The 12023-nt window shown below is 59.7% G+C and carries 7 protein-coding genes; 6 read left to right on the top strand and 1 reads right to left on the bottom strand.

What is annotated here, in order from left to right; genetic code table 11:
• Positions 1-1115 precede the first annotated feature (1115 nt).
• From ACSFE6_RS22545 to ACSFE6_RS22520, 6 genes are all read left to right on the top strand, one after another.
• Complete coding sequence (locus ACSFE6_RS22545) at positions 1116-1598, top strand: sigma-70 family RNA polymerase sigma factor (protein WP_435429648.1); 483 nt, start codon at positions 1116-1118, stop codon at positions 1596-1598.
• A 147-nt stretch (positions 1599-1745) separates the two neighbouring features.
• Entirely contained in the window at positions 1746-3083 is a 1338-nt protein-coding gene (locus tag ACSFE6_RS22540; RefSeq protein WP_435429647.1) for a lysine N(6)-hydroxylase/L-ornithine N(5)-oxygenase family protein, read from the top strand.
• Between the two features lie 525 nt (positions 3084-3608).
• Complete coding sequence (mgtA, locus tag ACSFE6_RS22535; RefSeq protein WP_435429646.1) at positions 3609-6326, top strand: magnesium-translocating P-type ATPase; 2718 nt, start codon at positions 3609-3611, stop codon at positions 6324-6326.
• A gap of 284 nt (positions 6327-6610) precedes the next feature.
• Positions 6611-7024: a response regulator gene (locus ACSFE6_RS22530; protein ID WP_435429645.1), complete on the top strand. Its 414-nt coding sequence runs from the start codon at positions 6611-6613 to the stop codon at positions 7022-7024.
• Positions 7025-7117: 93 nt separating this feature from the next.
• On the top strand, positions 7118-7744 hold the full coding sequence (locus ACSFE6_RS22525; RefSeq protein WP_435429644.1) for a response regulator: 627 nt from the start codon (positions 7118-7120) through the stop codon (positions 7742-7744).
• Complete coding sequence (locus ACSFE6_RS22520; RefSeq protein WP_435429643.1) at positions 7745-10984, top strand: transporter substrate-binding domain-containing protein; 3240 nt, start codon at positions 7745-7747, stop codon at positions 10982-10984. It abuts the gene before it with no gap.
• 9 nt (positions 10985-10993) lie between these two features.
• Here ACSFE6_RS22520 and dkgB read toward each other — a convergent pair whose 3' ends face one another.
• Positions 10994-11797: a 2,5-didehydrogluconate reductase DkgB gene (dkgB, locus tag ACSFE6_RS22515; RefSeq protein WP_435429642.1), complete on the bottom strand. Its 804-nt coding sequence runs from the start codon at positions 11795-11797 to the stop codon at positions 10994-10996.
• Between the last annotated feature and the right edge of the window lie 226 nt (positions 11798-12023).

The following is a 12023-nucleotide window of genomic DNA, read 5'->3' as shown; positions in this document are numbered from 1 at the left end:
GTAAACGTTGAAACACCCTGGGAATTTAGGCAGGGAAATATGGTGATACACCTGCCGCGATCAACTGTAGGAGCGAGCCTGCTCGCGATGGCGGCCTGGTAGCCGACCTGTTTTTTTGATCAAGTACATATCCATTTCTTCGGTAACGGCTGCTGGCGGTTTCGCCCTTACGGCGACTTACTTTTTTTTCAAACGCCAAAAAAAAGATAAGCAAAAAAAGGCTCGCCCCGAGCGTCCGGCCCCTCGCTAAGGCTCGGCGTTCCTTCGCTCCGGCATTCATCCGGGGGCATCGCCCTCCGGTTGGCTTCGCTGGCACCTACATGCGATGTGTTCGACTGCGTCGAACGGCGCTGTGCGCCAGTCCCCGGATGAACACCTCCACTCAGCCTCCCGAAGGGGCGGGTGGATCAAGATCAAAATCCGCCGAGGCGAGCTGACACTCGACCTGACTGCTGGCGCGGGCCCCTGTAGGAGCGAACCTGCTCGCGATGGTCGTCAACGATAACGCTGGCAGTCTGACACCCCGTGGTGTTCCGTCGTCCATCGCGAGCAGGCTCGCTCCTACAGGGATCCCCGATCTGCTTTGGCTTTGGCTTTGGCTTTTGATCTTGATCTGGCTTTTGATCTTTAGCCCCTTCGGCAGGCCGAGCGTAGGTGTTCATCAGGGGGGTAGGCGCGTAGCGCCGTGCGGCGAAGCCGCACACATCGAGAGGAGGTGCAGCGAAGCAAACCGTAGGCGATGCCCCCTGATGGACACCGTAGCGAGGGAACACCGAGCCTCAGCGAGGTGCCGTACGCTGGGGCAAAGCCTTTTGCTTACTTTTTGGCGTTTGAAAAAGTGAGTCGCCGTAAGGGCGAAACCATAAGTGGCCGTTACCGCAGAAACGGATATGTACCCGGTCAACAAACCAAAGGTCGGCTACCAGGCCGCCTTCACGAACAGCGCTAAGCCCATAGTCAGCGACAATTTGTCGGCCAACACAAAGCAACACTTTAAATCTATATGAGAATTACTATAAATTACGCACCTCAATTGCCACTATCGTGCCACTGCCTGTTTTGTGACCGCGAAGTAAGGCTCAAGGACAGAAACCGCACCCGTGCGGACGGGAGTCATGTTGGAAAACTACTATCGAGAGCTGGTGTGTTTTTTGAACGCCAAGCTCGGCAACCGCCAGGTGGCCGAAGATGTGGTGCATGACGCTTATCTGCGCGTCCTGGAACGCTCCAGCGACACGCCGATCGAACAGCCCCGCGCATTCCTTTATCGCACCGCACTGAACCTGGTGATCGACGATCACCGGCGCAATGCCTTGCGCCAGGTCGAGCCACTGGACGTACTGGACACTGAAGAGCGTTATTTCAGTCCCTCTCCTTTAAGCAACCTCGATCACGGCCAGCGCCTGGACATGCTCCAACGCGCGCTGGCGGAACTGCCGCGGCTGTGCCGCGAGAGTTTCCTGCTGCGCAAGCTCGACGGCCTGTCGCACCCGCAGATCGCCGAACGCCTGGGTATTTCCAAGGCGCTGGTGGAGAAGCACATCGTCAATGCGATGAAGCATTGCCGGGTGCGCATGCGCCAATGGGATGCACATTGATCCCCAGCGGTTTGTGAAAACTTCGTTAAATTTCATTTCACTGTCCTCGTTCCTAATCAACAGACGATCTGCTGTCCTGTCCAAGGCCGGTCAGGTCATTTAGGTTTATTCCCCGCAGCGGTGGGGTTCATCCAGAGGACACTGGAAATGACACAGGCAATTGCATCGCCCCTCGTTCACGACCTGATCGGCGTTGGTTTCGGCCCTTCCAACCTGGCACTGGCCATCGCGTTGCAAGAGCGCGGACCGACCCAGGGCGAGCTGGATGTACTGTTCCTCGACAAGCAGGCTCACTACAGCTGGCACGGCAATACCCTGTCGACCCAGAGCGAACTGCAGATTTCCTTCCTCAAGGACCTGGTGACCCTGCGCAATCCGACGAGCCCTTACTCGTTCGTCAATTACCTCAAGGCCCACGGTCGTCTGGTGGACTTCATCAACCTGGGCACCTTTTATCCGTGCCGCATGGAGTACAACGACTACCTGCGCTGGGTCGCCGGGCAGTTCGAAAGCCAGAGCCGCTACGGCGAAGAAGTGCTGACTATCGAACCCGTTTTGCATAAGGAGCAGGTCGAAGCGCTGCGGGTGATTTCCCGCGATGCCACAGGCCATCAACATGTGCGCACCGCCCGTTCGGTGGTGGTCAGCGCCGGTGGCACCCCACGGATTCCCGAAGCATTCAAGGCGCTCAAGGATGACGGTCGCGTGTTCCATCACTCGCAGTACCTGGCGCAGATGGCCAAGCAGCCGTGCGTGAACAACCAACCGATGAGCATCGCGATCATCGGTGGCGGGCAAAGTGCGGCGGAAGCCTTCATCGACCTCAACGACAGCTTTCCGTCGGTGCAGGTGGACATGATTCTGCGCGGCTCGGCGCTGAAACCGGCGGATGACAGCCCGTTCGTCAACGAAGTGTTTTCGCCGGAGTTCACAGACCTTGTGTTCAACCAGGACAGCAGCGAGCGTGAGCGACTGGTCAACGAGTACCACAACACCAACTATTCGGTGGTGGACATCGACCTGATCGAACGCATCTACGGCATTTTCTACCGTCAGAAAGTGTCGGGCATCGCGCGCCACGTGTTCCGTACCCTGACCACGATCGAAAAAGCCACCGCCACCGAGCGCGGCATCGAACTGGCCGTGCGCAACAACGCCACCGGCGAAGTCACGGTGCGTCACTACGATGCCGTGGTCCTGGCCACCGGTTACGAGCGCCAGATGCACCGGAAGTTGCTGGGCCCGCTTGCGCAGTACCTGGGCGATTTCGAAGTCGACCGCCACTACAAGCTGATCACCGATGAGCGCTGCAAGGCTGGCATCTATATGCAGGGCTTCTGCCAGGCCAGTCACGGCTTGAGCGACACTTTGCTGTCGATCCTGCCGATTCGGGCCGATGAGATTGCCGGGTCGTTGTATGACCATGGCAAGCATCGAGGGCATAGCCGTTCGGTGGTGGATTTGCTCCTGGCGACTGCCAGCTGAGATTTAAGGCGCCTGTGAGGTCGCTTTCGCGAGCAGGCTCGCTCCCACAATGGATCTTTGTCGCACACGAATTCCGTGTTCACTGAAGACCCCCTGTGGGAGCGAGCCTGCTCGCGAAGGGGCCACGGAAAACACTGACATTCTTCAATCCTGAACCCTTCCTGAAGAACCCCGCGATTCCCCCTGCAAAACTTTGTAACGCGTTTACTCTGCAAAAACCGGGGCGTAAGCTTCGCGCGTTTTCATCAATAGCGGAGACCCACAGTGGGTACTTGTTCGAGTGACAGTCGTCGGCCGGTTTCGATAACCGGCACATACTCGGCCAGATAACGCGCAGTCTTTTTTGTGCCGTTGTCTCGCCGTAAAAGCGAGCAGCGGCTTCCCGATCACGGTCATTCCCGGACCGTGTCCCGACGTCCCTCTCATCGACGCTGAACCGTGCGTGATGTTCGACTCTTTGTCGTCATCGCGGCGCACCGACACGCCTGCTCGACGGTTTCCCGGCTGACCCTGGGGGGAACTGCCATGAACCTGACCCTGCTCAAGGAATTTTTCGCCGGATTCCTGCGCACCCGCCACATTGCCAGGCACTTCCGCCGCCTGGCGCTGCTGGAAACCTTCACCGACACCACGGTCAGCCGCGAGGTGCCGCCGACCCTGGCGCAAATCCTGGTCAACGCCGCCAGCAGCGACACCGGTCCGTTGCTTGACAGACTGGGCAGCCACACCGATGGCTTGAGCGAACAGGAAGCCGAAGCACTGCGCGACCGGTTCGGCCTCAACGAAGTCGAGCACGAACAGCCGCTGCCGTGGTGGACGCACCTGTGGCACTGCTACAAGAACCCGTTCAACCTGCTGCTGACCTTGCTGGCAGTGATCTCCTGGCTGACCGAAGACATGAAAGCCGCCATCGTGATTTTTTCCATGGTGGTGCTCTCGACCTTGCTGCGCTTCTGGCAGGAGGCCAAGTCCAACCAGGCCGCCGATGCCCTCAAGGCCATGGTCAGCAACACCGCCACGGTGCTGCGTCGGGATCCGGAGAACAACGGTGCCCAGCGCTTTGAATTGCCCATCAAGCAACTGGTGCCGGGGGACCTGATCGTGTTGTCCGCAGGCGACATGATTCCCGCTGATTGCCGGGTGCTGAGCGCCAAGGACCTGTTCGTCAGCCAGGCGGCCATGACCGGCGAATCGATGCCGGTGGAAAAATTCCCCCGTCTGCAGGGCAGCGACACCCTCAATCCAATGGACCTGGACAACATTCTGTTCATGGGCACCAACGTGGTGTCCGGCACGGCCATGGCGCTGATCCTCACCACTGGCAACAGCACCTATTTCGGTGCGCTGGCGCAACGGGTGGGTGCCACCGACCGCGCACCGACGTCGTTCCAGAACGGGGTCAACAAAGTCAGCTGGCTGTTGATCCGATTTATGTTTGTCATGGCGCCGCTGGTGCTGTTCATCAACGGTTTCACCAAGGGTGACTGGACAGAGGCCCTGCTGTTCGCGCTGTCGATTGCCGTGGGCCTGACCCCGGAAATGCTGCCGATGATCGTCACCTCGACCCTGGCCAAGGGCGCGGTGTTCCTGTCGCGCAAAAAAGTCATCGTCAAACGCCTGGATGCGATCCAGAACTTCGGCGCCATGGACGTGTTGTGTACCGACAAGACCGGCACCCTGACCCAGGACAAGATCTTCCTGGCGCGCAACGTCGATGTCTGGGGCAATGATTCCGATGATGTACTGGAGATGGCTTACCTCAACAGTTACTACCAGACAGGCCTGAAAAACCTGTTGGATGTTGCGGTACTCGAACACGTGGAAATCCACCGGCAATTGAAAGTCGGCACGGCGTTTCGCAAGGTCGACGAAATCCCGTTCGATTTCACCCGTCGGCGCATGTCGGTGGTGGTTGCCCAACGTGAGCAACCGCACCTGTTGATTTGCAAAGGCGCCGTCGAGGAGGTGCTGGCGGTGTGCAAGCGGGTGCGTCACGGCGAGTTTGATGAAGCGTTGAGCGAGGAACTGCTGGCGCGGATTCGCCAGGTCACTGCCGCGTTCAATGCCGAAGGGTTGCGGGTAGTGGCGGTGGCCGCGCGGCCAATGAGTGCAGGACGCGACGCCTACAGCTTGGCGGATGAGCAGGAACTCACCCTGATCGGCTACGTCGCATTCCTCGATCCACCCAAGGAAAGCACGGCACCGGCGCTCAAAGCCCTGGCGGAACACGGCGTGGCGGTGAAAGTGCTGACTGGCGACAACGAACTGGTGACCGCGAAGATCTGCCGCGAAGTCGGGCTGGAACAGCAAGGCCTTCTGCTGGGCAATGACGTCGAGCGCATGAGCGATGACGAACTGGCGGTCGCGGTGGAGCACACCAATGTCTTCGCCAAACTGACGCCGTCGCACAAGGAACGCATCGTGCGCCTGCTCAAGGGTAACGGTCACGTGGTCGGATTCATGGGCGACGGCATCAACGATGCGCCGGCGCTGCGTACCGCCGACATTGGCATTTCGGTGGACAGCGCCGTGGACATCGCCAAGGAAGCGGCGGACATCATCCTCCTGGAAAAAAGCCTGATGGTGCTGGAGGAGGGCGTGCTGGAAGGACGGCGGACCTTCGCCAACATGCTCAAGTACATCAAGATGACCGCCAGTTCCAACTTCGGCAACGTGTTCTCGGTGCTGGTGGCCAGCGCGTTCATCCCGTTCCTGCCGATGCTGCCGATGCATCTGCTGGTGCAGAACCTGCTTTATGACATTTCCCAGATCGCCATCCCGTTTGACAACGTCGACGCCCAGATGCTGAAAAAACCGCAACGCTGGCAGCCGGCGGATGTTGGTCGGTTCATGCTGTTTTTCGGGCCGATCAGTTCGATCTTCGATATCACCACCTTCGCGGTGATGTGGTACGTCTTCGATGCGAACACCCCGGACCACCAGACCCTGTTCCAGTCCGGCTGGTTCGTGGTCGGGTTGCTGACCCAGACGTTGATCGTGCACATGATCCGCACGCCGAAGGTACCGTTCCTGCAAAGCCGCGCGGCGCTGCCACTGATGGTGATGACCGGACTCATCATGGCCGTGGGGATTTTCCTGCCGATGGGGCCGCTGGCCCACTACTTCAAACTGCAGGCGTTGCCCTCGCTGTACTTCGTGTTCCTGCCGGCGATCCTGCTGGCGTACATGGGCCTGACACAGGCGGTGAAAGGGTTTTACATCCGGAGGTTTGGCTGGCAATGATGCTGCCCGTTTCTTTGTGGGAGCGAGCCTGCTCGCGAAAAACGTTGGCACACCGCAACCATTCAGAGAGCCCGCGTTATCGTTGACTTCTATCGCGAGCAGGCTCGCTCCCACAAAGGGCCGGGTTTACTCCCTGGACCAGTGGGCAGCATCACCGACGCCATCCGCACGAAGCATTGCGTCCAGATGGGGGCGTGGTATTTCGGAAAAGTCCTACAGAAACCCCTGGAGGTCTTCCGTAGCCTTGCGCCCTCATTTATTGGACCTGCTTGCGGGAGGCCCTGTTGTCGAACAAGTCATTACGCATCCTGATCGCGGACGAACAACACTTTAACCGGCTGCGCATCGAGCGTTGGTTCAATCAACTCGGTTATTTCCGGGTGGCACCGGTGCAAAGCCTGGAAGAGTTGCTGGCGTTGGCGGACTACGCCAGCCAGCCATTCGACCTGCTGGTCATCAATGCCGCGTTTACGGGCAGCAGGCTAAATCTGCTGGATTTCTGCCTCGATCATCCTCAATTGAAGCGCGTATTGATCTACGACGGTCGGCAGGCGGGGCTGCCTCCGCTCCCCGCCTGTGAGCAGCAAAAGGTTCAGGTGAGCCATGCCTTGTTGCCGGATTTGACCTCGATCCAGCGCGTGATGAAGCTCGCGGATCTGTATTCACCGTTCGTCGGCACTGTCATTTCTGTCAGGTAGTTCCACCCGGTTTTCCGTGCAAGAGTCTATGCGCAGCCACTGCGTTTATTTCGGACCTTGCCCCCATCGTCGAGTTTTTGCCCAGGAGTTGCCATGAAGTCAGTGCTGATTGTGGACGATCATCCGGTGATTCGCGGCGCGGTCAAAATCGTACTCAGGCAGGAAGGATTCAGGTGCATCCACGAAGCTGAAAGCGGTAACGAGGTCTTGCCGGCGATTCGTGAATACAGTCCGGATCTGGTTGTGCTGGACCTGGACATTCCGTATCTCGACGGGCTGGAAGTGCTGGCGCGGATCCAGGCCAGCGAATCGGGCTGCCGGGTCGTGATCTTTACGTCCAAGCGAGCGGAATTCTTTCAGGATCGCTGCATGCGCGCCGGTGCCGCGGCCTATGTCGCCAAGACCAACGATTTGGAGCATCTGCAAAAAGCCGTCCATGCCGTGAGGGGGGGATACACCTATTTCTCCCAGCTCCCATCGAGCTCGGTGTCGGTGAACTCGTTTCAGCGTAGCGAAAAGCAGATGATCGACAACCTGTCGGACCGTGAACTGACCATCTTCCAATACCTGGCCCGGGGCATGAGCAACAAGTCCATTGCCGAAGATCTGCATTTGAGCCACAAAACCGTCAGCACCTACAAAACCCGCTTGATCGAAAAACTCAACGTGGAGTCGCCGGTGCATCTGCGTGATCTTGCCCTGCGTAATCACCTGATCTGAATGAACAGCCTCCGACACCTGCGCTACCTGAAAAAACTGCTGGTACTGGGCATTTGCCTATGGGCAACGACTGTCAGCGCGCAGCCCCAGGCCTTGACGTTGCTGGGACGCTCCAGTGCCGAAGGCTATAGCGTCAAACTGACCCAGGACGATGCTCGTTGGTTGCGGCAAAAGGAGCGGTTGGTACTGGCCGTCTCGGCCCCTGATTACCCTCCCTTTGATATCACCACCACTGGCCAGGCGCTTGAAGGGATGACGGCGGACTACGCCGGCCTGCTCCGGCAGTTGTTGCAGGTGGAGGTCGAAGTGCAGCGCTACGAGTCGCGAGCAGAGGCGGTCGAGGCGATCAAGCAAGGGACGGCGGATCTGTTGGGAACGGCCAACAGCTATGAGGCGCGAGATTCGCAGCTACAGATGTCCAGCGCCTATGCGGTCGATCAACCGGTCCTGGTCACCCGCACGGATGCGCCGCAATTGCCATCCCCGACACTGGCCGGCAAGCGGCTGGCAACGCTGTACCATTACTTGCCCGAACAATACGTGCGGCAATTCTATCCCGAGGCTCGTGTTCAGCTTTTCCCTTCGACGTTGGCGGCGGTAGGCGCGGTGGCCTTCGGGCAGGCGGATGTCTATCTGGGCGATGCGATCAGCGCCCACTACCTGATTCGCAAAAATTATCTTAACAATGTTCAACTGGCCGACTTTTCGCGCATGGAGTCGGGGCGCTTCGCCTTTGCCCTGGCCAGGGATAACCGGCGGTTGTTGCGCATCGTCAACCAGGCGTTGGCGGCGATCACGACCAATGAGCAAATGAACATCCTGCGGCGTTGGGGGGCGAGCGGGGTGTCGATGCCGGGCACGCAATCGCTGCAACTGAGCGTGGCTGAGCAACGCTGGCTCGATCAACACCCGCGCGTCAGTGTGGCGATCAACGAGAACATTCCGCCGATCACCTTCATCGACAGTGAGGGCAAGTACCGCGGGATCGGGGTCGATGTGTTGACGAAAATCACCCTGCGTACCGGGCTGCAATTCGATATCCGTGCCATGCAATCGGTTGCCGAGATGGTCAAGGGCATTAAAAGCGGTGAGGTCGATGTGCTGGCCGGCATCGGCCTCAGCTCCCGGCGAGAAGAGGACTTGCTGTTTACCCGGGCCTTCCTGACCAGCCCTTCCGTGCTGGTCACCCGCGTGGCGCCGGACAGTCCCGGAACGCTTGATGAGATGGCCGGTAGAACCCTGGCGATGACCCTCGGCAATGTGGCCGGCGAGTTCGTCCGGCAACACTTCCCGCTGATCCGCTCGGTGGATGCGCCCCTGTCGGCGGATGCCATGGAAATGGTCGCCCAGGGCAAGGCCGATGGCAGTATCAATTCATTGATCGGTGCCCGTTACCTGATTTCCCGGCAATACCGCGATCGCCTGCAAGTGACCAGCACGGTGGGCACCGATCCGGCACGCAGCACCTTGGCGACCAGTCGCGAGGCGACCGAATTGCATTCGATCCTGGACAAGGCATTGCTGAGTATCCCGCCTGAAGAAATCGAAGAGCTGACACTGCCCTGGCGCAATGACTTGATGGTGGAGCAGAGCTATTGGCTGCGTCACCGTCAGACCATTTTCCAGGCGTTCGCCGTCGCCGGTGCCCTGCTTGTTTTGGCCTTGGGCGGGATTGCCTGGCAGCGCCGGCAGATTCGCCAGCGCCAGCAGTGGCTTCAGCAATTGCAGGAGGCCAAGGACGCCGCCGACGATGCCAACCGGGCCAAGACCACGTTCCTGGCGACCATGAGCCATGAGATCCGCACACCGATGAATGCCTTGATCGGCATGCTCGAACTGGCGCTGAAGCGGGCCGATGAGGGCGTGACCGACCGCGCAGCCATCGAAGTGGCGTCCAATGCCGGGCAACAGTTGCTGGCATTGATCGGCGACATTCTGGATATCGCCCGCATCGAGTCAGGGCACCTGTCGCTGACACCGGAGCGGACCAATCTGCATGCGCTGGTGATGTCCGTGTGCCGGGTCTTCGAAGGTCTGGCGCGGCAGAAAAATCTGCAATGGCGCGTCGAACTGGACCCGCACAGTGATCGCGACGTGCTGATCGACCCCACACGTTTCAAGCAGGTGCTGTCCAATCTGCTGAGCAACGCCATCAAGTTCACCCACGAAGGCGAGGTCAGTCTGAAGTTACAGGTCGTGCCTGCGCCGCCGAACCGCCTCGCGATCAGTGTGCGCATAGAGGACAGTGGGGTGGGCATCAGCGACTTTGACCAGCGACGCTTGTTCAGCCCGTTCGTGCAAGCCGGCAAAAGTCCGCAATCAGGGCGACAGGGGTCCGGCCTGGGGCTGGTGATCAGCCGTACGTTGTGCGAAATGATGGGCGGGCACTTGCAGCTCGACAGCGTTCTGGGGCGTGGCACGCGTGTGGAGATCAGTTTTGAGGCGATCGCGTTGCACGCGCTGCCCGGTATTGAAGACTCCGGGAGCGAATCACAGGCAAGGACTTGCCCTCTGCGGATTCTGGTGGTCGACGATTACCCGGCCAATCGCTTGTTGCTTTTGCGACAACTGAGTTACCTGGGGCACCAGGTCGTGGTCGCCGAGGATGGTCAGCAAGGTTTCGAGCAATGGCGCGAACAGCCTTTCGACCTGGTCATCACCGATTGCAACATGCCGGTGGTCAGCGGTTATGAACTGGCGGGTGCGATTCGAGATGAGGAGCGGTTCCTGATGGGCTCGCCGACCGTGATCCTGGGATTCACCGCCAACGCGCAACTCGAGGAGAAAATTCGTTGCATTGAAGCCGGCATGGACGATTGCCTGTTCAAACCGATTCGACTGGTCGAGTTGAGTGCCTGGTTGGCCAACCGGTTTTCCAGGGAATCGACAGCCGTGGTCGAAGCGGTGCCCACTGCCGATATCGACCTGAGCGGGTTGCGGCACTACACGGGCGTCGATAATGAACTGATCGAAGAGCTGCTGCGGGACCTGGCCGTGACCAACCGTGATGATCGCGTACGCCTGTTGCAAGTGCATGCCAGTGGCAACCACCGCGGTTTGCAGGCGCTGGCGCACCGTATCAAGGGCGGGGCGCAGATGGTCCGGGCAGGCAGGTTGGTCGAGTGTTGCGAACAACTGGAGCGCGCGTGCGCCAAGGGCGATGCCTCACTGATCGACGCAGCCGTCGATCAGTTGCATCAGGCCATGACGCATCTGGAGCAGAGTCTTGAGCAGGACTGAAGCTTTCTTTTAATCCCAGAGCGGTGCGATGCCGTTCGGACTGGTCAGGCGATGGCCGCGATCCAGGCTTGAGATCGATGCCATGTCGGCGTCGCTCAACGTCAGGGCACTGGCCTGGAGGTTGCTGGCCAGGTTGGCACGTTTGGTTGAGGAAGGAATCACCGCATAACCCGACCGCATGGCCCAGGCGAGGGTGACCTGTGCCGGCGTCGCTTGCAGGCGATCGGCGATCCGGGCGATGACCGGGTCCTTGAGGACTTCGCCGTAGGCCAGGGTCATGTACGAGGTGATCCGGATGCCCTGGCTGTGGGCGAACTCGACAACCTTGCGGTTTTGCAGGTACGGATGCAGTTCGATCTGGTTGGTGGCGATGTTCTCGGCACCGACGGCGGCGATGGCTTGTTTCATCAGGTCGACGGTGAAGTTGGACACGCCGATCTGGCGGGTCAGGCCCAGGCGCTTGGCTTCGAGCAGGGCACCCATGAACTCTTCGACCGGCACGGCATCTTCAGGCGACGGCCAGTGGATCAGGGTCAGGTCCAGGTAGTCGGTCCGCAGTTTTTGCAGACTTTCCTTCAGGCTTTCGATCAGGCGATCGCCGGCGAAGTTGGCGACCCAGATTTTGCTGGTGATGAACAGTTCTTCGCGGGGAACACCGCTGGCGGCGATGGCTTCACCGACCTCGGCTTCGTTTTCGTAGATCTGTGCGGTGTCGATGGCCCGGTAACCCAGTTCCAGGCCGGTACTGACCGAATCGATGACCACCTGGCCTTGCAAGCGAAAGGTGCCCAGACCGAAAGCAGGGATAGACATGAATGACTCCAGAGGTTGCAGTGGGAATGAGCGCGAGTATCCGCGTCGGCATCCCTGAGAAAAACCGCTGGATGGGCAAAGCAATGTTTACCGCAGGTCAAGAATCGGGCAGCAGCCAGTCAACTTGTTGGTGTCTGGTCTGGCGGGGGGGGGGGGGGGGGGGGGGCGGGGGGGGGGGGAGGGGGGGGGGGGGGGGGGAAGAGGGGAGGGGGAGGGAGGGGGGAGG

The organism is Pseudomonas baetica, assembly GCF_051216495.1.
In the GTDB taxonomy this organism is placed as follows: Bacteria; Pseudomonadota; Gammaproteobacteria; order Pseudomonadales; family Pseudomonadaceae; genus Aquipseudomonas; species Aquipseudomonas baetica_B.
This window is presented reverse-complemented; position numbering and strand designations above follow the sequence as displayed.

Excerpts from the sequence above, each read along its gene's own strand:
- ACSFE6_RS22545 (WP_435429648.1), top strand. The coding sequence starts at position 1,116 with ATGTTGGAAAACTACTATCGAGAGCTGGTGTGTTTTTTGAACGCCAAG.
- ACSFE6_RS22540 (WP_435429647.1), top strand. The coding sequence starts at position 1,746 with ATGACACAGGCAATTGCATCGCCCCTCGTTCACGACCTGATCGGCGTT.
- mgtA (WP_435429646.1), top strand. The coding sequence starts at position 3,609 with ATGAACCTGACCCTGCTCAAGGAATTTTTCGCCGGATTCCTGCGCACC.
- ACSFE6_RS22525 (WP_435429644.1), top strand. The coding sequence starts at position 7,118 with ATGAAGTCAGTGCTGATTGTGGACGATCATCCGGTGATTCGCGGCGCG.
- ACSFE6_RS22520 (WP_435429643.1), top strand. The coding sequence starts at position 7,745 with ATGAACAGCCTCCGACACCTGCGCTACCTGAAAAAACTGCTGGTACTG.
- dkgB (WP_435429642.1), bottom strand. The coding sequence starts at position 11,797 with ATGTCTATCCCTGCTTTCGGTCTGGGCACCTTTCGCTTGCAAGGCCAG.